The following is a 25,655-nucleotide window of genomic DNA, read 5'->3' on the forward strand; positions in this document are numbered from 1 at the left end:
GTATTAAAAATGGATATTGAATTGTTTAATTTTTTAAGAAAGCTCATCGAAACAGAAGATGGGCTTATTTTGTATGCGTTAGCGTTAATTGTCATCATGGAAATTGTAGACTTTGCATCAGGCACATTTGCTGCCATTGTAAATCCTGATGTTGAGTATAAGAGTAGAATTGGAATCAATGGATTAATTCGTAAAGTCTTAGGGATTTTTATGTTACTGTTATTGATTCCGATGTCTGTTTTGTTGCCTGAAAAAACTGGATTTATGTTTCTGTATTCGATTTATATCGGATACCTAGTTTTTACTTTCCAATCACTAATTGAGAACTATCAAAAAGTAAAAGGGAATATTTTGCTTTTTAAACCAATTTTAAAAGCTTTTGAACATCTAACTGAAGAAAAGTCTAACGATGATAAGGAGGATAATCATGGAAATTGATAAAAGTAGATTACGAACAAATCTTCCTCAAATTGGGGAACAACCCTATCGACAGATTCATGCTCACTCAACAGGAAATCCTAACTCTACGGCACAAAATGAAGCGGATTACCATATGCGTCGTCCAGTTGAGTCAGGATTCTTCTCTCATGTGGTAGGGAATGGTCGTATCATGCAAACATGGTTAGTCGACCGAGGTGCCTATGATGTTGGTGGCGGATGGAATGTTGAAGGTTACGCTCAAGTTGAACTGATAGAAAGTCATGAATCTAAAGAAGAATTCATGAGAGATTATCGACTTTATGTCAAGCTATTACGTGAGTTAGCTGACGAGGCTGGAATCCCTAAAACTCTAGATTCTAGTAGTCTTGCTGGGATTAAAACTCATCAATTTTGTACATACAACCAACCAAATAATGGAAGTGACCATGTAGATCCCTATCCATACCTTGCAAAATGGGGCATTAGTAGAGAACAGTTTAAGAAAGATATTGAATCTGGTCTAACTGAAGGAAACTGGAAACGAAACGAAGTTGGCTGGTGGTGGGAAGAATCAGATGGCTCTTATCCAAAATCTCAATGGAAAAATATCAAAGGAGAATGGTTCTACTTTGATAATAGAGGCTACTGTTTCATCAATAAATGGTTCAATGATGGTAAAGATTGGTTTTATTTTGATAAGCGCGGTGCCATGGTTACTGGTTGGATGCATATCGATCATAGGTGGTATTACTTTAAGTCGGATGGTCGAATGGCTAAAGGTTGGGTAAAATATCGTGAAACTTGGTATTACTTAGATGAAAAAGATGGAGATATGAAATCTAAGCAATTTATTAAATCAGGAAATGGCTGGTATTATCTCAAGGCCGATGGTTCGCTATCAGTAAAACCAGAATTTACGATTGAACCTGATGGTATGATTACTACTAATTAAGAGTTTGCAAATGCTACTATTAAAATAGATCTTTAAAAAAATAAACCACCGAAGTTGGTGGCTCATGTGGTATAATATCTATTGTAGAAAAGTGAAGACGGTGGCTCCTTGTACCGAAAGAGAGGTGATGCCTATGGGTAATTCATCAAAATCTGACGGAAAGGAGGAGCGTGTTTGAGCTCATTTGAAGTCGTTCAGACCATCTTTGGCTTTGGTACTTTTACCATTGCTTTGATTGGTTTGTGCTATAAAATCTTCAAGGACGATGACAAAAAGAAATAACCCGTCCCCACTTTTGACCGAGTTGTTGGACGAGTTATAGTCTGATAATAGAGAGTCACCGTCTTTTTAACGGTTCTACATGGAGCTGAGTTGGCGCTCAGCTCTTTTTCTACGTTTATTATAACATATTGCGATTAAATTTCAAATAAAAAATCTAAGCCTGGTGAAATACATCAGGCTTTTTCTTTTTGATTTTTTCTTAAAACCGGAAAAAACTATCTTGAAATTACCTATTAAGGTAAGAGGGATATAAAGACATTTTATTAAAGAACAGGGTTGCTGATTACTTGACTAATATATCGTTTAGAGGGATATATAGTGTATAAAAACTTCTTGTAGGAGGAAAAATGAATATAAGAACAATTGAAGCAAAGAATAACAAAAGAAAAAAGAGAATTTGTGCATATGTTCGAGTTTCTACAACCAACGGAAGTCAACTTGATTCGCTAGAGAACCAAAAAGTCTATTTTGAAAAGTTATATGCTGAACGTGAAGATGTTGATTTTTTGGGTGTTTTTTGTGACAAAGGAATTTCAGGTTCAAAGTATGATAGACCTGATTTTCAAACTATGTTAGATGCTTGTAGAAAAGGACAAATTGATGTTATCCATACTAAGTCAATATCAAGGTTTGCAAGAGATCTCATCAATGTTCTTGAAATAAGTCGAGAATTAAAAACTCTTGGTATTGATATCTTTTTTGAAGAGCAGAATATCCACACTTTATCAAATGAAGGTGAGGTTGTCTTGACTGTGTTAGCAAGTTTGGCTGAGGAAGAGTTACAAAGCATGAGCGGAAACCAACGATGGAGTTTTCGTAGAAAGTTCCAGAAGGGAGAATTACTCATTAATGCTAAACGGTTTTTAGGGTATGATTTAAACGAAAAAGGTGAACTTGTTATAAACAAAGCAGAAGCGCAAATAGTAAGAACCATCTTTTATAGTTATTTAGAAGGAATGGGTACACATAGGATTGCTAAAAAACTTAATGAGGGCAAGATTCCAACTGTAACAGGAAAGAAATGGTATGACAGCACAATTCGTAATATTTTAAAAAACGAAAAATACAAAGGCTCTTTACTACTTCAAAAATACTTTCATGACGGTGTAAACGGTCCAAAGAAATTAAATCAAGGACAGGTTGAACAATACTATATCGAAGATAATCATGAAGGAATTGTATCCAAGGAAATATGGGAGAGGGTTCAGGTAAAAATGAAAAGCCGTTCTCGAATTCAAGGTACAAATAAAACCTATAAATTTTCCAGAATGTTAAAATGCCAATATTGTGGTTCAACATTAAAAAGACAGGTATCTTATAAGAAAAAGATTGTTTGGTGTTGTTCCAAATATATCAAAGAAGGAAAAAATTCCTGTAAAGGTATGAGAGTCCCTGAAAGGGATATTGAAGATTGGAAACTAAGTTCACCAGTAATTGTGTTAGAAAGGATTGAAGATGGAGAAAAACATTACAGTTATACCGGCCAAAAAGGTACATCAAACAGTCATATCTCAAATTCAGAAAAAAATCAGAGTAGCCGCTTATTGTCGAGTGTCTACAGACCAAGACGAACAGCTATCAAGCTATGAGAATCAGGTTAATTATTACCGTGAATACATCTTAAAACATGAAGATTATGTGTTAGTAGACATCTATGCGGATGAAGGAATCTCCGCAACTAATACAAAAAAACGTGATGCTTTTAACCGACTAATACAAGATTGTAGAGGCGGTAAGGTGGATAGAATTTTAGTTAAATCTATTAGTAGATTTGCCAGAAATACATTGGACTGCATCAAATATGTAAGAGAACTGAAAGAACTAGGCATTGGAGTAACGTTTGAAAAAGAGAATATTGATAGTCTAGATTCAAAAGGAGAAGTACTACTTACTATTCTATCGTCACTCGCACAGGATGAATCGAGATCCATTTCAGAAAACTCAACTTGGGGAATTCGTAAGAAATTTGAGCGTGGTGTAGTTCAGGTAAACACTACAAACTTTATGGGATATGACAAAGATGAAAAAGGAAATCTCATTATAAACCATGAACAAGCTAATATCGTAAGGTATATATTTGATAGATTTCTAGAAGGATACAGTCCAGAATTTATTTCCAAAGAGTTAAGAGAACAGGAAATACCAGGTTGCACAGGTAAAGCAAAGTGGTGTCCAAGTGCTATATGGAAAATGCTTCAAAATGAAAAATACAAGGGTGATGCTTTGCTTCAGAAAACCTATACAGTTGATTTCCTGACGAAGAAAAGAATTGATAATGATGGACAAGTTAATCAATACTATATCGAGAACAATCATGAACCAATCTTAGATAGAGAGAAGTGGGAGATTGTTCAGTTAGAAATAGCAAGAAGAAAGAAATTTAGAGAACAGCATAAGCTCCAATTTTATATCATGCAGAAAGAAAACAATCCCTTTACAACAAAAGTATTTTGTGCCGAATGTGGTTCAGCATTTGGTAGAAAAAATTGGACTACAAGTCGAGGTAAACGTAAGGTATGGCAGTGTAATAATCGATATAGGATTAAAGGCCAGATTGGATGTTTAAACAATCATATTGATGAGGAAATGCTTGAAAAAGCCTTTATGAAAGCAGTTGGACAGCTACAAAAACATAGATCTGATGTTGTAGCTAAGTGGCAAAAGCTTGAGCAAGGAACAAATCTTCTCTATAAGCACTATTCCAAGCAGATGTATCAGATACTAGATTTAGATAAATTTGATGGAGTTATCATGAATCAAGTTCTCGACCGCATCAGTATTTCAGAAGCTGGACATATTGTAGTAACTTTCCTTGAAGGAACTGAGGTAGAATTATAAGAGACTGTGACTGGGAAGTTGCAGTCTTTTTAGGGGGTTAATGGTATAATGAGATTATAAATGTGGATATTGTTTAGATTCTCTGGAGGACACATAATGTTGAATTTAGTAAAAGGTCACCAAGTTAGCTTGGTAGAAAACCTGTTTGAAGCATTTACAAAGTTAACTGAACATCATTTGATGGCGAATGTACACGCAGAAAAAATATTAGAGGTTTTTCAACACTTTATTGCGATTCATGACGAGCCCTTGTTTTTTATTTTGGAATTGCCTGTTAGTATTGATAGAGAAAAAGTGATAGCAAAGAATATTATCAAGGAATCCCATAAGGATGTTTATTATATTGATGGTTGTTCAAGAGAGGAATGCCTAGTACTGTTGATTAGATACGGTGATTTGCTTATTAATGATGGATTAAGTAAGTTTGGATTTGGTGGGCATAAAAGTCATGATGAGATTATGCTTGATAGCTATAATGTTGTGACAATTTATAGTGAAGAACTATCGAAATTTAATGACTTTTTTGAACCTCATAATATTCAATTTGTAGAAGAACTAGTGACTGCTTGGAAAACTTTTTCTAAGACCTCGCCAGGAATCTCTGAAATCTATGAAAGTAATGAAAAAACTGTTTATGATTTGCCTGAAGAATTAGCTGAATGGGGAATATATTTAGCTGAAACTCGAACGGAATAGGTATAGTTATAGATTAGAAAGAGAATATTTCAATTTCTCTAATACACGAAATTTAACTTGAGTCAATTTATAGAAGGAAAAGTTAGATATAAGAACATGTTGAGGTTTTGGGACTACTGGAGAGAAAAAGATATAGTCTACCGTTTCAGGGTTTACAAAAGGCTTGATATTAAACCTTTTTTGAATTTTGAGTGAAGTATAAATCTAACAGTCTGAGTTGAGATAGTATTATTGATAGCAGTAATGTCTGAAATTTATTTCCACATACTCAGTGGAGGTTCAAAATGTTCCTGCATGTGAGGTGTCTGTGGGAATAGTTTTGGCCCCCCTTTTTTATTTTCAGATATCACTATGATGGTTTGTGGAACTATTTTTCTTATATGGTAGGATAGGTATCAGAGTGAGTAGAATACCCTATAGGTATGTGTTTGTTTCCATAGACTAGGAGGTAATGGGAATAAACATACCCACCTAGCTATGGGGATTTCTCATAGCTTTTTTACTTTCTTCCTTGACAATTGAGCAACTGTTCAACTATAATGGTAATAGTTGAACAGTTGCTCAACTATTATCGATTATTGAGGTATAAGATGTCATTTTTTTCATCTCTATCACCAGTAATGCAAGCTTTATTAGCTGGCTTATTCACCTGTTTTGTACCATTATCGGTGCTAGTTTGGTCTTTTTTGTCAAAACCATTCATCAAAAATTCATGGATATGATGATGGGCTTGGCAGCGGGTATTATGACGGCAGCTGCAGTCTGGTCTTTGCTTGTCCTTTCATTTGGCTATAGCCAGTCAATGGCTGCAAACAGATTTTACTGGTTGCCGACGGCTGTTGGTTTTTATTGTCGGGGGCTTAATTATCCGCTTTATTGATTATTTGGTTCCCCACCTGCATTTGAATCAACAGATGAGTGATAAGGAAGGGATTTTGAATCCCCAAAGACCCTTATCAAAGACCATGCTGCTTTATCTGGCGGTAGTGATTCATAATATACCAGAGGGCTTAGCAGTTGGTGTGGCAAATGCCACAACTGGACTTTCCTTTACGTGGATGAGTGCCCTTGGATTAGCCTTGTGAATTGGTATCCAAAATATTCCAGAAGGCTCTGCCTTGTCCTTGCCGCTACGGGCAGAAGGGCGAAGTAGGAAATCAGCTTTCTACTATGGCGCCATGTCAGCGATTGTTGAGCCGATTGCAGTTGTTTTAGGGGCCTATGCTGTTATGTCTATGCCCCAGCTACTACCTTATGCTCTCTCATTTGCGGCAGGAGCCATGATTTATGTTGTAGTGGAAAAACTTGTGCCAGGTGCTCAAGAACACAAGAATACCGATATTGCAACAGGTGAATTTATGGACGGATTTCTAATTATGATGTTACTTGATACAACTTTAGGATAGGAGGAATACAAAATATGTCACAGTGTTTAACAGCTTGTAATCCAGATTTAATTCAAGGGGTCCATGAGACGGAGTTTGATACCGATACATTGCTAAATATGTCCAATTTTTTTAAGGCGATTTCTGATCCAACTCGTTTGCGGATTTTACAAGCAGTACGGCAAAATCCAATTTGTGTCGGAGACTTAGCGATTGCGTTACAGATGACCAAGTCTGCTATTTCTCACCAACTACACTATCTGCGGGACTGCCAATTGGTCAAGGGGGAGAAAAAAGGAAAGATGACCTATTATGAACTTGCGGATAATCATGTCGCATCAGTCTTGTCTTTGACACTGAAGCATTTGAAGAAGGAAAAACATGAAGAAAGAGTATGTACTTCGGGGAATTGACTGTGGCAATTGTGCTGCTAAGATTGAACGTGCTGTCAATCAATTGGAGCAGGTAGAATCTGCCACTGTCAATCTGATAGCTCAAAAGCTGACTTTGGAAACAAAAAGCGAAGATGGGATAGATAAGGAAATTATTGACTTAGTAGATGCTATTGAACCTGGAATCGAAGTGATCAGTGATAAAAAGGAAGAGGCACTTCCAGAAAAACGAGATTGGGCGAAAGAGCTGCTACTTGCTGTTACGATTCTATTTGCCTTCGGCTTTTTCCTGCCAGAGGAGTATTTCTGGATTCGTCTGGTCTATTATCTGACCCTATATATCATTATCGGTCATAAGGTTCTTATCAAGATGGTTCAAAATATTCAACGTGGCAATATTTTTGATGAAAACTTTTTGATGAGTATCGCGACCTTAGGAGCCTTTCTCTTGGGAGAATTTCCAGAGGCAGTAGCCGTCATGCTTTTTTATCAGATTGGGGAGTATTTCCAAGACAAGGCCACCTCTCAATCTCGTCAGTCCATTGCACAATTGATGGATATTCGGTCGGATAAGGCTTGGAGACTAGAGGGGGGAGAAGCCGTTCAAGTAGACCCTGAAACAGTAAGGGTTGCGGACCATATTTTAGTTAAGCCTGGGGAGAAGGTGCCCCTAGATGGTCTGGTCAGAAAAGGTCGTTCTATTCTGGATACGTCAGCCTTGACAGGAGAATCACTGCCTAGGGAAATTGGCGTTGGTGAGGACATTACAAGTGGTGTGATCAATTTGACTAGTCCATTGGTAATTGAAGTGAGAAAGACTTTTTCGCAATCAACGGTCAACAAAATTTTGGAATTAGTTGAAAATGCAAGCAATAAAAAAGCGGAGACGGAACGGATGATCACACGTTTTTCGCGTGTGTATACACCAGTGGTTGTCGGAATCGCTTTTCTGCTTGCAAGCCTGCCTCCCTTGCTTGGTTTAGGGGAGTGGTCGACTTGGCTTTATCGGGCACTTACCTTTTTAGTCATTTCTTGCCCTTGTGCTCTTGCGGTTTCGGTACCAATGAGTTTCTTTGGCGGGCTAGGGGGAGCATCTAAATTAGGTGTCTTAGTGAAAGGTGGGAATTATTTAGAGGCTCTTGCCAAGTTGGATACGGTCGTATTTGATAAGACGGGGACAATTACAAAAGGTATCTTTGCGGTAGATACCGTTGTCAACGCAGAAGGTATCGAGGATAATATTCTGTACCTCGCTGCCCATTTGGAAAGCTATTCCAATCATCCAATCGCAAACTCGATTCGAACAGCCTATGGACAGGAAGTGGACGAGAATAGGGTGAGTCAGATTACCGAGCTACCAGGGCAGGGCATGTCCGGTAGGATAGATGGCAGACAGCTCTATCTTGGGAATGCTAGATTAATGGAAGTTCAAGGGATTGCTTATCCAGCTATTGACAGCACAGGAACAGTTCTCTATTTGGCAGAGGACAGTCACTTTTTAGGCTATTTCCTTATCACAGACCAAGTGAAGGAGACGAGCATCGAGGCCTTGAAGGATTTACAGGCGGTCGGAATTAAAAAAACGGTTCTCCTTTCAGGTGATCGTCAGGCAGTGGTTGATGAATTTGCACAGCAATTTGCCTTCAATGATGCATTTGGAGATTGCTTGCCTCAGGATAAGGTGAGTACATTTGAGGAAATTCTGACTCAGTCTCAGCAGGCTGTTGCCTTTGTTGGAGATGGAGTGAATGATGCACCGGTTCTTGCTAGGGCAGATGTTGGTATTGCTATGGGAGGGCTAGGTTCGGACGCAGCCATTGAATCAGCAGATGTTGTACTGATGGATGATGACCTTGGAAAACTTCCTCAAGTCATTCGACTGGCTAAAAAGACAGTCAGAATAGCTCGGCAAAACATGACCTTGGCTATTGTAGTTAAACTAATTTTCTTGGTTCTAAGTGGATTGGGAATTTCTAATATGTGGGAGGCAATCTTTGCAGATGTTGGTGTAACGCTACTGGCAGTATGGAATGCATTGAGGACCTTGAGGATAGATACCTCCACTTTGTCAAAGTAAGTGAACAAACAGAGCGATATACAAGTTTTTGTATAATCGCTTTTTTAAACTATGATATGGGCTTTAACGATTTTAACCTAAATCTAGTAACCGTTGAACGTGCATCAATAGAACACACTATGACCATCAACAAGAACTACGTTACTTTCATTAAGGGTATTTTCTGGTAAATTTCAAAAATAAAACCTTGATTTTGCGCCATTTCTTTTTTTCCTTCCCGAAGGCGCGGGAGTACACCCCTTTTGTTAAGGATTTATCCCTTTTTAAATAAAAATAATACAAGTAGGACACTTCTAAAAGTGATCTACTTTTTTTAAATATTTTCATTCTAAAGTTTAATTTTAAACAACAACTCTATCACTTTCGTTATATAATATAGATGTTGACTAACTCCACACGTCGAGTGTGTGAGTTATTTAGAGAAACGTAGTTAATCCTCAAAAGGTTCCCTGAACCTTTTGAGTCCCACAGACGTATCATGTTGAATGTGTCAGTTTGTTAGTGAAATGTAGCTAATCCTCTCGCTTTCTCATTTTAGGGTGAGAGGCTTCAAAGCTCCACTGGAGCTTTGAACTCCCCAAACTTTTTGAGTTCCATAGATGCATCATGTTGAGGCGGTATCACTGCTTGTACGAGCTGAGGCATCAGCGAAGTAGAAGTAGATGCTCCGCCCGTGGGATAGGACTCGTAGAATGAGGAGGGAAACCGACGAAATGATACGGTAAGTCCGAACCGCTGAGTGCATGGCTCTGCTCTTCCAATCTGAGACAGTCGAAAAGTAGAAGGGGATGGTATTGGTATCAATCAATGAGTAACAAAGTAACAGCATGATTCGAAACATTTGCTTGTAATTTGCGGAGGAACATCAATATGGATGGAATAACAAAAGATTCTATAAAAACGGCTAAACTAATAAAACAATTATGGCCCCAATTGACCGATAAAGAAGCTTTTGATGAAGTAAAAAAATATACGAATGGCAAAAATACTGCAATCTTTACTGAAGTTGAAGGTGACACAATTGTAGGTCTAGCACTATGTTCACTTAGATTTGATTATGTTGAAGGTTGTAAATATAGTCCTGTTGGATTCTTAGAAGGGATTATTGTCGACGAGGAATATCGTTTAAAGGATATTGCTAAAAATCTCTGTACAAAATGTGAGGAATGGGCGAAAAATAAAGGATGTAAGGAATTTGCAAGTGACTGTACTTTAACGAATACGGATTCTATAAGATTTCATCTCAATATTGGATTTCAGGAGGCAAATAGAATTATTCATTTTAAGAAAAAATTATAATTTAGAAACGTGAATAAACTTGTTTAAATTTTATGTCTCTTTAGAAAGTGTGTTAACTTGAAAGAACAAATTTTTTTGATGGGTGGGAATCCCCCAATAACGAAATATAGCATTGTTGATAAAATTGTATTATCAAGCAAGATTGAAAGAATTGTTATTTTTACAGTTTTTCGAGATAATTGGCAACCCTATATGAAAAAGTACACGGAAGTTTTCCAAAGTCAATTTCCTAATCTAAACACTGATTACTTACTTTTGGACACTGAGCAGATTGATTTTGATAGCTATTTAGATGCTGATCTAATCATCATTGGTGGAGGAAATACGGAAAAATATATAGCTACTTATGTCAATCAGGAGTTCAAAAATTATATCGATCATATGCTTAATAAAGGGGCAAAAGTTATAGGGTTTTCTGCAGGAGCCCTATTATTAGGAGAAAAAGTCTATGTCTCACCTAATGATAATTCAGATCATCAGATAAAGATAAAAAATGGATTAGGAGTCTTTAGTCAGTTTTTAATTAGTGTCCATTATGATTCATGGAATGATAAAGCAAATAAGGATAGAGCTGAAGAACTTGTTGATGTTCCCATAATTCCACTAAATGATCATTCATGTCTTGTATTGGATAAACTTGGAAATATCATAGAGAAAATTGACTAGTTTTAATCATGCGAATCTGAATCTACGAAACTAAAGTATTGACGAAATGAATAATGAAAAGCCTTGATTGTAAGGCTTTTTTGTGTTTTTATGATAGAATATAGGTAGTTATAATCGAGAGCAACTAAGAAGTAGTAAAAATATTATTCATAAAATAATCAAGATTAGGAAGAAAAAAATGACAGAAATTGATAAAAGGAATTTAAAAAATTATCTTTGTTTTACATTTGGAATTACTTATATATCTTGGGGGCTTCTTGCCATATTTACACAATCTTATATTTTGGGATTAGAGACATTTATAGGAAGAATATTACATATAGTTGGTGCACTTGGACCAGCTATTGCAAGTGGCTTTTATTTGAAAAGGAATAATATAAAATTTAAACATTTTGTATTTACTAAAAGAAAAAGTAGTAGTATTTATTTCATTATTCATTTGTTAGCAATTTTGATACTATTCTCTTTATCTTCCTTAGAATTAAATGAAGTATCAATTTATCTGATGCCATTATTCTTTATACAACTAATTTTTTTTGGTGGTGGACATGAAGAATTAGGATGGAGAGGAATATTACAACCATTACTTGATAAAAAATATACTTATTGGCAATCTAATTTGATTGTAGGATCAATTTGGGGAATATGGCATCTGCCTTTATGGTTTATAGTTGGAGAAAGTCATCAAGGATTTCCTTTTATTTTATTTTTTATATATACATTATTTTTAAGTTTTGTTTTAGGGCTTCTTTACCGTCAAACGAAATCTGTGGGATACTGTATATTATTTCATGCGTTCGCAAATTTGTTAAATCTCTATTTTGTGTTAAAAATTAATCTTATTTTTATTATCATTTTTATTGGTTATTTGATTTATACTATATTGGCGAGTAATAGAATTAGTAAGGAAACAACATTTTAAAATTTAGATCAGGATATCCATTATTGAAAGTAACGTGTGGTCATTCTAGATAATCAATGTTAGAGACTTTTCTATTTGATGAGACATCACTGCTTGTACGAGCTGATTAAACATGGGTGTAGCTAGTGAAAGTTCTACAGTAAGGAGTTTAAACATGAAATTCCATGAATTTGGTGATAAGAATTTGCCTCCTATTTTACTGATACATGGTGGTGGAAGTTCTTGGTGGAATTATCTTCGTCAAGCACGAATCTTGTCAGAAGAATATCGTATAATTCTACCCACTTTGAATGGCCACGGCGAGGAATATCAACTTGATTATGTTTCTACTGAAGATTCTGCTTTGGAGATTCTAGACTATATCAAAGCAAACTGTGGTGGGAAATTGTTTGCAATCGGTGGTGTTTCACTTGGTGGTCAAATTGCCATAGAGCTTTTGTCTTTAGACAGTGAAATTGCTGAGAAGGCCATCATAGATGGAAGCCTCTGTATTCCTCAACCAAGGTTAGCTAAAATCAGCATCTTTCTAGTGTCTCTATTTGGTAAACTGATGTTCAATAAATTCTCTTGCAAACTTCAGTTAAGCATGATGAACAAACTTTATCCTAAACTGGCTTTTCCAGAGGAAATAAAAGCTTATTATTTAGAGGATTTGCCAAGGACGCCTGTCGAAACATTGGTGACCATTTACAAAAACTATATGGGATGTTACAAGCTGAAAGATATGATTTCTGCTAGCAAGGCTCAGGTTCTGTATATCTATGGTGAAAAAGAATTGAACTGTGTGAAAGAATCAGCGAAATTATTTCATCAGCTACATTCAAATACAATTTTGTATGAAGCAAAGGGCTATAACCACGGCTATTTATCAACTTACCTACCTTATGAGTGGATTGATTTGGTGGTGCCATTTTTAAAGAGTGATTCATCGGAAACGTGTAACGAATCGGATATGCCATAAGGAGGAATACCATGCTAGGAGCAATTATTGGAGATATTGTAGGTTCAGTTTACGAATGGAACAATATCAAAACGAAGGATTTTTCTTTATTTCGTGAGGATTGTCTTTTCACTGATGATACGGTAAGTCCGAACCGCTGAGTGTGTGAGTTTGTTAGTGAAACGTTGCTAATCCTCAAAATAAAGAAGCCAAAATTCCATTATTTTGAGATGAAAACCTAAACTGTTTTTAAGGAGGTGTTATATTGATAGAGAGTAGACCTGAGTTTGATAAAATCATATCCTTTGATGAATTTAATAAATACTATTGGTATCGGGATGAACTTTCACGGATATGCAAGTCATTAGGGCTTGAATATAGAGGTACAAAACAAGAACTCAATGATATTATTGAGCAGTACTTCAAGGGGAATTTGATTAAAAAATCATCAATAAAAAGCAAGAAGAAACAAGTAGAAGTCGTTACTTTAGATACGCCCTTACTTGAATGCGGGTTCTCCTTTAACGCACACTTTAGAGAATATTTCTCAACTTTAACAGGTGTTTCCCCCTTTAAATTTACTGCTGATATGGCGACAGCTTGGAGAAAAGTAAAAAGAGAACATGATTTGAGTTTTAAAATCCAAGATATGCTAAAAGTTTATTATGGAAATTCAGATTATGCTAAGTATAACCATTCGGTTTGTCAATGGAACCAATTTTTAAAGGACTTCTGTGCAGACGAAAATAGTCACAATTACTCGAATAAACTAAAAGTAGCTTCCATCCTTTGGAAAGAAGTTAGAAATTCAAAAAATGAAAAAATATATTCAAAAAATCTTTTGACAAAATATGTTGATAAAATAAAAGACTATTGTAAGTAGAAACGCCATCTCACTTGGTGGCAGAGGCAACTTATGGTATTCCTTATTGGATAAAGGATAAAGCTTATTCTGATTTGGATGAATCCTTAAAGGATGTAATTAGGTGATGGGAGAATAGAATAAAATTATATTAATCTCCGGTACGTCTGATTTCTATTTTTTGAGGTTTCATTATATAATAGCATTATATGTAATGACTGATGTAGTTACACTAACATTTCTATTTAAAAATTAAGGAGTATTATCAATGAAAAAAGCAATGTTAATTATCAACCCTACCTCTGGTGGGGAAAAGGCCTTGGATTATAAGGTTAAGCTGGAGAATAAGGCCAAAGATTATTTTGAGCACGTGGAAACCAAAATTACCGAAAAAGCGTTGGATGCAACAAATTTTGCTGAAGAAGCGTCTCGTGAGCAGTATGATGCAGTGGTGTGTTTTGGTGGAGATGGGACTGTCAATGAAGTCATTTCGGGTATTGCTGAGAGAGACTACGTTCCTAAGTTGGGTATTATCCCAGGCGGTACGGGTAATCTCATTACAAAACTGTTGGAAATCAATCAAGACATCGATGGCGCGATAGATGAACTCGATTTTAATTTAACCAACAAGATTGATATCGGTAAAGCAAATGATAACTATTTTGGTTATATCTTTAGTATCGGTTCTCTGCCTGAGGCGATTCACAATGTGGAGATCGAGGACAAGACAAAATTTGGTATTCTTGCCTATGCTGTAAATACCATGAAGTCTGTGATGACGGATCAGGTCTTTAACATTAAGATTGAGACAGAAAATGGAAATTATGTTGGTGAAGCTAGCCATGTTTTGGTTCTCTTGACCAATTACTTCGCTGATAAGAAAATCTTTGAAGAAAATAAAGATGGCTATGCCAATATTTTGATTCTAAAAGATGCATCTATATTCTCTAAATTATCCGTCATTCCAGATTTACTAAAAGGGGATGTTGTTGGCAATGATAATATTGAATATATCAGAGCGCGCAATATTAAGATCTCTTCAGATAGTGAATTGGAGTCAGATGTTGACGGCGATAAGTCGGATAACCTACCTGTAGAAATCAAAGTACTAGCTCAGCGAGTAGAAGTATTTTCAAAACCGAAAGAGTAGAAATTAAAAATTAGTTTATTTTTCACTGCGAAATCGAGTTTCATATCAATGATTGGAGGAGGAATGAATTCTCTATTTGATGAATTTCGAACAATTTGTTCTCATTTAAACCAAGTCGGAATCACACCTACGCTCATGGGGTCTTTGGGTTTTGAATACCGTTCAAATAAAGAATGGCAGCCGTCTGACATTGACATTCATGTCTCTGGAGATCCTAGAGGCTGGGAAGCGCCTGATCATCTCAGGATTTATGACTGGGACAAGATAATGAAAGTGATGAACCACTTAGGCTATACCTTGGTAGATATTCACGAGCACGAATTCCAAAAAGATGGCGTGAGCGTTGAATTTGGGAGTATCGATTCCTTACCTGATTTTGCAGGAGTATCTGAATCAGATATAGAGTTGATTCATCTCGAGGACATCACGTTTCGTGTTCCAAGTTTAGAACAGTATTTCAGTATATATAAAGCTTCTTCCCAAGATTCCTATCGAAATGACCACAATAACAATAAAGATTTTAAAAAGATAGATTGGCTGGAAAGGCATTTGTAAATCATCAATCAGAAAGTAGTAGGTATTAAGTCTTACTGCTTTTTTATATTCTCAAAAACAATCCACTCAAAACTACGGACTAGTCTTGAAAATAAAATTTTAAAGTAGTATACTAGAACAACAAAGGTGAAAGCGTTTGCGTTACAGATGAATGAAAGTAAATCAGGAGACAAAACAATGGAATTGACTGCCATTTACCATAGAACAGAGTCGGAGTATGCTTATCTTTATAAGGATAAGATAATGCACATTCGTATCCGGACTAAGAAAGATGATATTGAAAGCATCCATTTGCATTATGGTGATCCTTTTATCTTTTTAGAGGACCATTATGAAGTAAACAAGGAGATGGTCAAAGTAACTTCTGATGCCTTATTTGATTACTGGCAAGCAGAAGTTTCAGTGGGCTATGCGCGACTCCAGTATCTCTTTGAACTCAAGGATAAGCAAGGTCAGAGTATTTTCTATGGCGATAAGGGATGTGTTGAAAATACGCTAGAAAACCTTCATTATGAAGGAAATGGCTTTAAAATTCCGTATATCCATGAGATTGATGCTTGCCATGTTCCTGACTGGGTAGCAGAGATGGTATGGTACCAGATTTTCCCAGAACGCTTTGCTAATGGCAATCCTGAGATTTCACCTGAAGGTGCGCTAGCTTGGGATTCCTTTATCAAGCCAAAGACGAGCGATTTCTTTGGTGGTGATTTACAGGGCATTATTGACCATCTGGATTACTTGCAAGACTTAGGGATTACAGGTCTTTATCTCTGTCCGATTTTTGAATCCCCAAGCAATCACAAGTATAATACGACGGATTATTTCGAAATAGATCATCATTTTGGAGATAAGAAAATTTTTCGTAAACTGGTGGAGGAGGCCCATCAGAGAGGGATGAAAATCATGCTGGACGCTGTTTTCAATCATATCGGGGATCAGTCTCTGCAGTGGCAGGATGTTCTCAAGCATGGTGGAAAGTCGGAATATAAAGACTGGTTCCATGTTCAAGAATTTCCCGTGACCAAAGATAAGCTTGGAAATCCAAGAAAACTCCCTTATCATACCTTCGCTTTTGCCAGCTATATGCCCAAGCTCAATACGGCCAATCCTCAAGTGAGGGACTATTTGTTAAAAGTTGCGACCTACTGGATTGAAGAGTTTGATATTGATGCTTGGCGCCTGGATGTGGCCAATGAAGTAGACCATCAATTTTGGAGAGATTTCCGTAAGGCTGTCTTGGCTAAAAAGCCTGACCTTTATATTCTTGGAGAAGTCTGGCACACTTCTCAGCCTTGGCTAAATGGCGATGAATTCCACGCAGTCATGAATTACCCTCTCTCTGACAGTATCAAGGATTATTTCTTGCGAGGGGTTAAGAAGTCACCTCAATTTATCAATGAAATCAATAGCCAATCTATGTACTATAGACAACAGATTTCGGAAGTGATGTTCAATCTCTTGGATTCGCATGATACGGAGCGTATTTTGACTACTGCCAAGGAAGATGTTCAACTCGTTAAGTCGGCTCTTGCTTGCCTCTTTTTACAAAGGGGGACACCGTGTTTCTACTATGGAACCGAGTTGGAGTTAGGTGGAGGACCAGATCCAGATTGTCGTCGTGTCATGCCTTGGGACCGTGTTTCCGACAGTAATGACATGCTTCAATTCATGAAAAAATTGATTCAGCTTCGTAAGGAGGTTTCAGGCATTATCCAACATGGCACCTATAGCATAAAAGAAATCAAGCCGGACGTGCTATCTCTGGCATGGGATTATGATGGACAAAAAATCCAAGCTATTTTTAACCAATCAACTGAAAACTATCTTATAGATAGTGAGTCTGTAGCGCTAGCCAGTCATTGCCAAGTATTGGAACAGCAACTGGCGATTTTGCCTAAAGGTTTTGTGATTTTTTACTAGGGAGAAATTAAAAGTGAAAAGAAAATTCTAGTATAGAAAGCATTTTACAAACAGACTATTTGGTGTCTTGCTACAACTGATATATAATTTAACTTAGAGAGAATAGGAGGATTAATCAGATGGAATTAAAAGATTTTACAGAAAAAGAACAGGAAATGATTAAGAAAGGGCTGACTACGTCTAAGATTGGTGACAAGGAAACTGCTGAGAAAATTCTTGCGCTTGTCCCACAAGACTTGATTAAGCGCATCCCTTTTTTTGTCAGAAAACATGCTACAACACGTACTATTAAACGCATTTCAATTGAACACCCTGAACTCTACGCTGCAGCCCAAACAAGTGGTGAAATCCCAGAAAAAGAACGTGAAGAATTGCGTCAGATTATCACGACTATCTTTGAACAAAAGATGAATAAGCATAGTATTAATTAGAGAATGAAAATATATTTTATTGGCGGTTTGGGAAGTAATGTCTGTCATAGCAAGGATTTTCTTCAAGAGCTAGACTCGATTGCTTGTTTTATAAATCCATATGAAAAGTATTTTAGAGATGAAATAGAGTTGAAATCATGGTTTAAAAAGGAGATAGTTGGGGAAGAATCTATCTGTCTGATAGGCCATTCTCTCGGAGGAGATTTGGCTCGTTATTTCGCATCGGAATTTCAAGAAGTGAAAAAACTGATTCTTTTGGATGGTGGCTATTTAGATTTAGACAAGATTTTACCTTTAGATACAGAGTTAGAGGAAACCAAAAACTATATCAAGTCTCAAAACCTTTCTGACATAGATATTCTTATTTCTAAAGAAAAATCTGAAGCAAAGCATTGGTCAAAAAATATGGAAGAAGCTGTAATACATTCCTATCATTGGAATGTGCAGTATAATAGATATGAGTTAGCTATAAATTATGAAAATATAGAAACGTTACTACAGCTACGGAGAAAAATACAAGCGTTTAAGAGAAAAGTGGGAAATACCTTGTTTATTAGTCCTCGATATCCTAATGAAGTAGCATGGAGAGAAGAGGCTCTAAAAGAATTGCCAGACTATTTTGATACTATTTTTCTAGATAACTTTGGTCATGAGCTTTATACTCAAGCACCTAAAGAAATTGCTTCTTTTATTAATGAGTGGCTCTCTTATTCTTAGCGAACGATTGATTGAAGTATGATAATTAATATAAGATTACAGTCTACTCAGATTCAATAAAAATCGTACACCTGATGATTTGTCTGGTGAAGGAAATATTCCACAGTATAGTCAGACGGAATATATAGAAATAGGTTATAGAATTTGTAACCATAATAGATTTTAAATTTTAAGATGGAGGATTAAAGAGATGGGAAAAATTGAATGGGAAAATGCAAAGACGCGTTTAGATGGCTTGCTTGTCATTGATGAGTATCGAACAGATCCAAACAAGACCTGGCTTCGATTGATCGTTAAGACTGAGGAAAGCTATGGGATCCGTTACCTTATCGACAACGGTTCTGGTGATTCTCTAGATGTGATTTTCACTGATAAAATGATCCTTATAAAGGGCTTTGATCATGAAAGTAGTTTGAGTCAATTTGCTGCGGATGAGTGGAATCAAGACATCATAGACGGATTTTATAAAGGACTGGATGAAAAGTATCAAAACCTTTACTCAGAAGAGCAAAAAGATGAAACAACCTTCGTTATCTGGTATGACGGTCAAGAGCATCAAAATACTTACCAAGAGCAGGATGGTGGCGAATGGTTATTATCCTATTTCTTTGACAGTTTTGAGAAATTTCATGAGTTTGTGACGGATTACTATTCAATTACCGTAGATGAGGACTTACTTAGAAAACTTTACAATCAAGGACAGCTTTCAAAAGTAGAATTGGAGCAGTTGATTCCCACTTCCTAGCTGGAAATATGTATAAAATCTGATGAAAAGAACTGATTTTCAATATCAAGTCATACTTGAAGAATTATTGAAGTAGTTAATGTCTGTAGTTCCTTTTTTCTTGTGTCAATGACATTTTAAAACGATTTCCTTTTACTGTTCAATAACATTTCGCGAACAAAAACTCAAAAAATTCAAAAAAAGTACTTTACAAGCTCTTATAAACATGATATAGTTATAAGGCTTAGAAAATGAGATGATGTTTTCTAGCAAATATAAACCCGAGTAAAAAATGCCTACGGACAGGCAGGGTTGAATGCCGAAGCGTGGTTGAAAAGCCACATTATTGATAGGGTTAAAAGCCTACTTTTATAAGTTGATGTTAGGATATTTGTCCTAATTCATAAATTTTTAGTGTGGTGAAAGCACACGTCATCTTGTGAAACGATCAATAAAGTACGTAATATTTGCTACTAGAGAGTTAGGAAACATCAGGAACAGACATACTCAACAGAAACCAAAATACACACGTCAGAAGATTGCAGAGCAGGTGAAAACCTGCTCTTTTTTCATAAGTCAACCTTTAGTCGCCTTTATCTTTTTGAGGTGCTAAAAATACGGTAAAGGAGTATGTCTTGAAGAAGTTAGATCAAAACCAAGCCCCAATTTACGAGGCCTTGGTCAAGCTACGCAAGAAAAGGATTGTCCCCTTTGATGTGCCAGGTCACAAGCGTGGACGAGGAAATCCAGAACTTGTCGAACTATTAGGGGAAAAATGTGTTGGCATTGATGTCAATTCGATGAAACCCTTGGATAATCTAGGTCATCCCATTTCGATTATTCGGGATGCAGAGGAGTTGGCAGCGGATGCTTTTGGAGCGGCGCATGCCTTTCTCATGATTGGGGGAACAACCTCATCTGTTCAAACCATGATTCTTTCCACCTGCAAGGCAGGAGATAAGATTATTCTGCCACGAAATGTCCACAAATCTGCTATTAATGCGCTGGTTCTATGCGGTGCTATTCCCATCTATATCGAGATGAGTGTGGATCCTAAAATCGGCATCGCTTTAGGTCTTGAAAATGGCCGTGTTGCACAGGCCATTAAGGAACATCCAGATGCTAAAGCTATCCTAATCAACAATCCTACTTACTATGGAATTTGTTCGGATCTTAAAAGTTTGACGGAAATGGCTCATGATGCTGGCATGCTTGTTTTAGTGGATGAAGCTCATGGAGCTCATCTGCATTTTACAGATAAATTGCCACTGTCTGCTATGGATGCTGGCGCTGATATGGCGGCGGTCTCTATGCATAAGTCTGGTGGGAGTTTGACCCAGAGCTCCATCCTGCTAATCGGTGACCAGATGAATCCTGAGTACGTTCGTCAGATTATCAACCTGACCCAGTCTACATCTGCCTCTTACTTGTTGATGGCTAGTTTGGATATTTCTCGACGAAACTTAGCCCTTCGTGGCAAAGAGTCTTTTGAGAAAGTCATTGAACTATCCGAGTACGCTCGTCGTGAAATCAATGCTATCGGTGGTTACTATGCCTACTCAAAAGAGTTAATAGACGGTGTTTCCGTTTGTGATTTTGACGTGACCAAGCTGTCAGTTTACACTCAGGGAATTGGGCTAACAGGGATTGAGGTTTATGACCTCTTGCGAGACGAATACGATATTCAGATTGAATTCGGGGATATTGGCAATATCTTGGCCTATATTTCCATCGGTGACCGCATCCAAGACATTGAGCGTCTGGTCGGTGCTTTGGCGGATATCAAGAGACTCTACTCAAGAGATGGAAAAGATTTGATTGCTGGAGAATATATCCAACCCGAGTTAGTCCTTTCTCCTCAGGAAGCCTTTTATTCAGAGAGAAAAAGTTTGACCTTGGATGATTCTGTTGGACAAGTCTGTGGAGAATTTGTCATGTGCTATCCTCCAGGCATCCCAATTCTAGCACCAGGTGAACGCATTACACGAGACATTGTGGATTATATCCTATTTGCCAAAGAACGTGGTTGCTCCCTCCAAGGGACAGAAGATCCAGAAGTCAATCACATCAACGTCATTAAGAGAAAGGAGAACTAGATGGATTTATGGTTTTCTGAAGTTCATACTCCAGATGTGAAACTGTCCCTGAGAACAGCCAAGCAACTCTACGATGGTAATAGTGAATGGCAGGATATAGAGGTATTAGATACACCAGCTTTTGGGAAAATACTGATTTTAAATGGGCATGTCTTGTTCTCAGATGCGGATGATTTTGTCTACAACGAAATGACGGTCCACGTTCCCATGGCTGTCCACCCAAATCCAAAGAAAGTCTTGGTTATAGGGGGTGGTGACGGCGGTGTTGCCCAAGTATTGACGCTCTATCCTGAACTAGAACAAATCGATATTGTGGAACCAGATGAGATGTTGGTAGAGGTTTGCCGTGAGTATTTCCCAGACTTTGCTGCGGGGCTAGATGATCCTCGTGTCACCATTTACTACCAAAACGGGCTACGCTTTTTGCGAAACTGCGAAGATGACTACGATATTATCATCAACGATGCGACAGATCCATTTGGACATACGGAAGGGCTCTTTACCAAGGAATTTTACGGCAATAGTTACAGAGCTCTGAAGGAAGACGGTATCATGATTTACCAGCATGGGAGTCCCTTCTTTGACGAGGATGAGTCAGCTTGCCGAAGCATGCACCGCAAGGTCAATCAAGCTTTTCCAATCAGCCGAGTTTATCAGGCCCATATCCCAACCAGTCCTGCTGGCTATTGGTTGTTTGGATTTGCATCGAAAAAATACCACCCTATCAAAGATTTTGACAAGGAAGGCTGGAAAAAACGCCAGCTTTTCACAGAATACTATACTGCAAACTTACATGTGGGAGCCTTTATGTTGCCCAAGTATGTAGAAGACATTTTAGAAGAAGAGGAAGGAAAAAAATGAATCGTTTATTAGTTATCGGATGTGGGGGCGTTGCCCAAGTTGCTATTTCAAAGATTTGCCAAGATAGCGAAACCTTCACAGAGATTATGATTGCTAGCCGTACCAAGTCAAAATGCGATGACTTGAAGGCTAAATTACAAGGCAAAACAAGTACAAAGATTGAGACAGCTGCTCTTGATGCAGACAAGGTAGAAGAAGTGATTGCCTTGATTGAAAGCTACAAACCAGAAGCCGTTTTGAACGTAGCTCTGCCTTACCAAGACTTGACCATTATGGACGCATGTTTGGCGACCGGTGTCCACTATATCGACACGGCCAACTATGAGGCTGAGGACACAGAAGACCCTGAATGGCGTGCTATTTATGAAAAACGTTGTAAGGAACTTGGTTTTACAGCCTACTTTGACTACTCATGGCAATGGGCTTATCAAGAAAAATTCAAAGAAGCAGGCTTGACAGCTCTTCTTGGTTCTGGTTTTGACCCAGGTGTGACCAGTGTCTTTTCAGCTTATGCTTTGAAACATTACTTTGATGAAATCCACTATATCGACATTTTAGACTGTAATGGTGGTGACCACGGTTATCCATTTGCAACAAACTTTAACCCAGAAATCAATCTCCGTGAGGTTTCTGCGCCTGGTTCTTACTGGGAAGATGGAAAATGGGTCGAAGTCGAAGCTATGTCTATCAAGCGTGAGTACGATTTCCCTCAGGTTGGACAAAAAGATATGTATCTCCTTCACCATGAAGAAATCGAATCATTGGCGAAAAACATCCCTGGTGTTAAACGCATTCGTTTCTTTATGACCTTTGGGCAATCTTATCTAACACATATGAAATGCTTGGAAAACGTTGGTCTCCTTCGTACAGATGCTATTAACTTTAACGGCCAAGAAATCGTTCCGATTCAATTCTTAAAAGCCTTGCTTCCAGATCCAGCCAGCCTTGGCCCGCGAACAGTTGGTAAAACCAATATCGGTTGTATCTTTACAGGTGTCAAAGATGGTGTTGAAAAGACCATCTATATCTACAATGTTTGCGACCATCAGGAATGTTACGCAGAAGTTGGTTCACAAGCCATTTCTTACACTACTGGAGTTCCAGCCATGATTGGGACAAAACTGGTTATGAACGGAACTTGGAAACAACCTGGAGTTTACAACCTTGAAGAGTTGGATCCAGATCCATTCATGGAAGCTTTGAATGAGTACGGATTGCCATGGGCTGTGGTAGAAAACCCACAAATGGTGGACTAATGAAATTAGAACAAGTACCAACACCAGCTTACGTCATTGACTTGGCAAAGTTAGAAGCCAACTGCCGCATTTTACAATATGTACAAGAAGAAGCCAGTTGCAAGGTTTTGCTAGCCCAGAAGGCTTATTCCCTCTACAAAACCTATCCACTAATTAGCCAGTATCTCTCTGGTACAACGGCTAGTGGACTCTATGAAGCTAAGTTAGCTAGAGAAGAGTTTCCGGGGGAAGTCCATGTCTTTGCACCTGCTTTCAAGGATGCAGACTTGGAGGAATTGCTTGAGATAACAGACCATATCGTCTTCAACTCCGAGAGACAATTGCGTAAACACGGTCCTCGTTGCCGTGAGGCTGGTATTAGTGTCGGTTTGCGCCTCAACCCCCAGTGTTCTACTCAAGGAGATCACGCGCTCTACGATCCTTGTGCTCCTGGATCTCGTTTTGGAGTGACTTCAGACAAGATACCGAGTGATTTACTAGATCTAGTTGATGGACTTCATTTTCATACCCTTTGCGAGCAAGGTTCAGATGATTTAGAGACAACTTTGAAGGCAGTAGAAGCGCAGTTTGGTCCTTATTTACATGAGGTGAAATGGCTCAATATGGGTGGCGGACACCACATCACAAGAGAAGATTACGATGTGGATTTGCTGATTTCTGAAATCAAGCGTATCCGAGAAACTTACAATCTTGAGGTCTATATCGAGCCGGGTGAAGCCATTGCGCTCAATGCGGGTTATCTAGCAACTGAAGTTTTGGATATTGTAGAAAACGGTATGGAAATCTTGGTTTTAGATGCGTCCGCGACCTGCCATATGCCAGATGTCCTTGAAATGCCCTATCGTCCACCTTTGAGAAATGGCTTTGAAGCTCAGGAAAAAGCCCATACCTATAGACTTTCTTCCAATACTTGTCTGACGGGTGATGTGATAGGCGATTATAGCTTTGAAAATCCAGTCCAAATCGGTGACAGACTCTATTTCGAAGATATGGCTATTTACTCATTTGTCAAAAATAATACCTTTAACGGTATTGGCTTGCCAAGTCTCTATCTTATGGACGAGCAGGGAGACTGCAGCTTAATCAAAGCCTTCGGCTATCAAGACTTTAAAGGGAGATTATCATGATAGAAACTCCGAAAAAAGCAGGTTATCGTATGCCAGCAGAGTACGAGCCCCATCATGGTACCCTCATGATATGGCCAACTCGACCAGGTTCATGGCCCTTTCAAGGAAAAGCGGCTAAAAGAGCATTTACTCAGATCATCGAGACCATAGCAGAAGGGGAAACAGTCTACCTTTTGGTTGAGGAGGACTATCTATCTGAAGCCAAATCCTATCTTGGAGACAAGGTTGTTTATCTAGATATTCCTACTAATGATGCCTGGGCGCGTGATACTGGACCGACTATTCTCATCAATGAAAAAAGAGAAAAGTTGGCAGTCGATTGGTCTTTCAATGCCTGGGGTGGCGCGGTGGATGGTCTTTATCAAGACTATGAAGCAGATGACCAAGTAGCTAGTCGGTTTGCTGAGGCCTTGGAAATGCCTGTTTACGATGCAAAACCTTTTGTACTAGAAGGTGGCGCAATCCATAGCGATGGACAAGGAACCATTCTCGTGACTGAAAGCTGCCTTCTGAGCGCTGGTCGCAATCCTCATCTCAGTAAAGAGGAAATCGAAAACACCTTATTAGAGAGCGTTGGCGCTGAAAAAGTTATCTGGCTTCCTTATGGTATTTATCAAGATGAGACAAACGAGCACGTTGATAATGTAGCAGCCTTCGTTGGTCCTGCAGAGCTTGTTCTAGCTTGGACAGACGACAAAAGCGATCCTCAATATGCCATGTCAGTAGCTGATTTAGAGCTTTTAGAGAAGGAAACGGATGCAAAAGGGCGTCCCTTCACCATTCATAAATTGCCTATCCCTGCAGTTCGACAAGTTGTAACCGAAGAGGATTTGCCAGGCTACATATATGAAGAAGGGGAAGAAGAGCGTTATGCAGGTGAACGTCTTGCAGCTTCCTATGTCAATTTCTATATTGCCAACAAGGCTGTCCTTGTTCCCCAATTTCAAGATAAAAACGACCAAGTTGCCCTAGATATCCTCAGCAAGTGTTTTCCAGACCGTAAAGTCGTAGGAATACCAGCCAGAGATATTCTCTTAGGTGGTGGCAATATTCACTGTATCACCCAACAAATCCCAGAATAGGAGAA

General features: G+C 38.0%; 26 protein-coding genes and 1 pseudogene. 26 read left to right on the forward strand and 1 reads right to left on the reverse strand.

What is annotated here, in order from left to right; genetic code table 11:
* Positions 1-9: 9 nt before the first annotated feature.
* The 9 genes and pseudogenes from I2H52_RS02870 to I2H52_RS02920 all read left to right on the forward strand — a co-directional run bounded on the left by I2H52_RS02870 (position 10) and on the right by I2H52_RS02920 (position 9,042).
* Complete coding sequence (locus I2H52_RS02870; RefSeq protein WP_049501424.1) at positions 10-438, forward strand: phage holin family protein; 429 nt, start codon at positions 10-12, stop codon at positions 436-438.
* Positions 428-1,372 carry an N-acetylmuramoyl-L-alanine amidase family protein gene (locus I2H52_RS02875; protein WP_195594112.1) on the forward strand — a complete coding sequence of 315 codons (945 nt, stop codon included), beginning with the start codon at positions 428-430 and terminating at the stop codon, positions 1,370-1,372. Before I2H52_RS02870 ends, I2H52_RS02875 begins: the two co-directional genes overlap by 11 nt.
* A gap of 174 nt (positions 1,373-1,546) precedes the next feature.
* A complete protein-coding gene (locus I2H52_RS02880; RefSeq protein WP_080980497.1) occupies positions 1,547-1,654 on the forward strand; it encodes a putative holin-like toxin in 108 nt (35 codons plus the stop codon).
* A 347-nt stretch (positions 1,655-2,001) separates the two neighbouring features.
* Entirely contained in the window at positions 2,002-3,243 is a 1,242-nt protein-coding gene (locus I2H52_RS02885; protein ID WP_195594115.1) for a recombinase family protein, read from the forward strand.
* On the forward strand, positions 3,170-4,492 hold the full coding sequence (locus I2H52_RS02890; RefSeq protein ID WP_418896153.1) for a recombinase family protein: 1,323 nt from the start codon (positions 3,170-3,172) through the stop codon (positions 4,490-4,492). The genes I2H52_RS02885 and I2H52_RS02890 overlap by 74 nt, the downstream gene beginning before the upstream one ends.
* A gap of 96 nt (positions 4,493-4,588) precedes the next feature.
* Positions 4,589-5,188 carry a hypothetical protein gene (locus I2H52_RS02895; RefSeq protein ID WP_195594119.1) on the forward strand — a complete coding sequence of 200 codons (600 nt, stop codon included), beginning with the start codon at positions 4,589-4,591 and terminating at the stop codon, positions 5,186-5,188.
* Positions 5,189-5,778: 590 nt separating this feature from the next.
* Positions 5,779-6,594: pseudogene (locus I2H52_RS09695) on the forward strand (ZIP family metal transporter).
* 14 nt (positions 6,595-6,608) lie between these two features.
* Positions 6,609-6,986 carry an ArsR/SmtB family transcription factor gene (locus I2H52_RS02915; protein WP_195594122.1) on the forward strand — a complete coding sequence of 126 codons (378 nt, stop codon included), beginning with the start codon at positions 6,609-6,611 and terminating at the stop codon, positions 6,984-6,986.
* A complete protein-coding gene (locus I2H52_RS02920) occupies positions 6,955-9,042 on the forward strand; it encodes a heavy metal translocating P-type ATPase (protein ID WP_049495788.1) in 2,088 nt (695 codons plus the stop codon). The genes I2H52_RS02915 and I2H52_RS02920 overlap by 32 nt, the downstream gene beginning before the upstream one ends.
* Positions 9,043-9,646: 604 nt before the next feature.
* On the opposite strand, the gene I2H52_RS09700 is transcribed toward I2H52_RS02920, so the two are convergent.
* Positions 9,647-9,871, reverse strand: coding sequence for a hypothetical protein (locus I2H52_RS09700; RefSeq protein WP_229104483.1), 225 nt, complete (start codon positions 9,869-9,871; stop codon positions 9,647-9,649).
* 41 nt (positions 9,872-9,912) lie between these two features.
* Between I2H52_RS09700 and aac(6') the strand changes: the two genes are divergently transcribed.
* The 17 genes from aac(6') to aguA all read left to right on the forward strand — a co-directional run bounded on the left by aac(6') (position 9,913) and on the right by aguA (position 25,650).
* Positions 9,913-10,341, forward strand: coding sequence for an aminoglycoside 6'-N-acetyltransferase (aac(6'), locus tag I2H52_RS02930; RefSeq protein ID WP_049479811.1), 429 nt, complete (start codon positions 9,913-9,915; stop codon positions 10,339-10,341).
* Between the two features lie 57 nt (positions 10,342-10,398).
* Complete coding sequence (locus I2H52_RS02935; RefSeq protein ID WP_229104485.1) at positions 10,399-11,007, forward strand: Type 1 glutamine amidotransferase-like domain-containing protein; 609 nt, start codon at positions 10,399-10,401, stop codon at positions 11,005-11,007.
* Positions 11,008-11,185: 178 nt separating this feature from the next.
* Positions 11,186-11,929, forward strand: a complete 744-nt coding sequence (locus I2H52_RS02940; RefSeq protein WP_195594124.1) for a CPBP family intramembrane glutamic endopeptidase — start codon at positions 11,186-11,188, stop codon at positions 11,927-11,929.
* 154 nt (positions 11,930-12,083) lie between these two features.
* A complete protein-coding gene (locus tag I2H52_RS02945; RefSeq protein ID WP_084937798.1) occupies positions 12,084-12,890 on the forward strand; it encodes an alpha/beta fold hydrolase in 807 nt (268 codons plus the stop codon).
* A gap of 11 nt (positions 12,891-12,901) precedes the next feature.
* A complete protein-coding gene (locus I2H52_RS02950) occupies positions 12,902-13,030 on the forward strand; it encodes an ADP-ribosylglycohydrolase (RefSeq protein WP_084937797.1) in 129 nt (42 codons plus the stop codon).
* A 104-nt stretch (positions 13,031-13,134) separates the two neighbouring features.
* Positions 13,135-13,752, forward strand: a complete 618-nt coding sequence (locus I2H52_RS02955) for an SAP domain-containing protein (protein WP_195594128.1) — start codon at positions 13,135-13,137, stop codon at positions 13,750-13,752.
* Positions 13,753-13,999: 247 nt separating this feature from the next.
* The gene (locus I2H52_RS02965; protein ID WP_061587071.1) at positions 14,000-14,881 is read left to right on the forward strand and encodes a diacylglycerol/lipid kinase family protein; all 882 of its coding nucleotides are present in this window, start codon (positions 14,000-14,002) and stop codon (positions 14,879-14,881) included.
* A 63-nt stretch (positions 14,882-14,944) separates the two neighbouring features.
* Positions 14,945-15,436 carry a nucleotidyltransferase domain-containing protein gene (locus tag I2H52_RS02970; protein ID WP_195594130.1) on the forward strand — a complete coding sequence of 164 codons (492 nt, stop codon included), beginning with the start codon at positions 14,945-14,947 and terminating at the stop codon, positions 15,434-15,436.
* A 177-nt stretch (positions 15,437-15,613) separates the two neighbouring features.
* Positions 15,614-17,356 carry a glycoside hydrolase family 13 protein gene (locus I2H52_RS02975; RefSeq protein WP_084918420.1) on the forward strand — a complete coding sequence of 581 codons (1,743 nt, stop codon included), beginning with the start codon at positions 15,614-15,616 and terminating at the stop codon, positions 17,354-17,356.
* Between the two features lie 119 nt (positions 17,357-17,475).
* Entirely contained in the window at positions 17,476-17,787 is a 312-nt protein-coding gene (locus tag I2H52_RS02980; protein WP_000420549.1) for a hypothetical protein, read from the forward strand.
* Between the two features lie 3 nt (positions 17,788-17,790).
* Entirely contained in the window at positions 17,791-18,504 is a 714-nt protein-coding gene (locus tag I2H52_RS02985) for an alpha/beta fold hydrolase (RefSeq protein WP_070535282.1), read from the forward strand.
* 190 nt (positions 18,505-18,694) lie between these two features.
* Positions 18,695-19,249 (forward strand): hypothetical protein, encoded by a 555-nt coding sequence (locus I2H52_RS02990; RefSeq protein WP_181186939.1) that lies wholly within the window; start codon positions 18,695-18,697, stop codon positions 19,247-19,249.
* A gap of 614 nt (positions 19,250-19,863) precedes the next feature.
* Positions 19,864-21,324: an aminotransferase class I/II-fold pyridoxal phosphate-dependent enzyme gene (locus tag I2H52_RS02995; RefSeq protein WP_195594133.1), complete on the forward strand. Its 1,461-nt coding sequence runs from the start codon at positions 19,864-19,866 to the stop codon at positions 21,322-21,324.
* On the forward strand, positions 21,325-22,185 hold the full coding sequence (gene speE, locus I2H52_RS03000) for a polyamine aminopropyltransferase (RefSeq protein WP_195594136.1): 861 nt from the start codon (positions 21,325-21,327) through the stop codon (positions 22,183-22,185).
* The gene (locus I2H52_RS03005) at positions 22,182-23,441 is read left to right on the forward strand and encodes a saccharopine dehydrogenase family protein (RefSeq protein WP_195594139.1); all 1,260 of its coding nucleotides are present in this window, start codon (positions 22,182-22,184) and stop codon (positions 23,439-23,441) included. Before speE ends, I2H52_RS03005 begins: the two co-directional genes overlap by 4 nt.
* Complete coding sequence (gene nspC, locus I2H52_RS03010; protein WP_195594141.1) at positions 23,441-24,568, forward strand: carboxynorspermidine decarboxylase; 1,128 nt, start codon at positions 23,441-23,443, stop codon at positions 24,566-24,568. Before I2H52_RS03005 ends, nspC begins: the two co-directional genes overlap by 1 nt.
* On the forward strand, positions 24,565-25,650 hold the full coding sequence (gene aguA / locus I2H52_RS03015; protein ID WP_195594144.1) for an agmatine deiminase: 1,086 nt from the start codon (positions 24,565-24,567) through the stop codon (positions 25,648-25,650). The genes nspC and aguA overlap by 4 nt, the downstream gene beginning before the upstream one ends.
* Positions 25,651-25,655: the final 5 nt, after the last annotated feature.

It is taken from the genome of Streptococcus oralis (assembly GCF_015561235.1).
In the GTDB taxonomy this organism is placed as follows: Bacteria; Bacillota; Bacilli; order Lactobacillales; family Streptococcaceae; genus Streptococcus; species Streptococcus oralis_BK.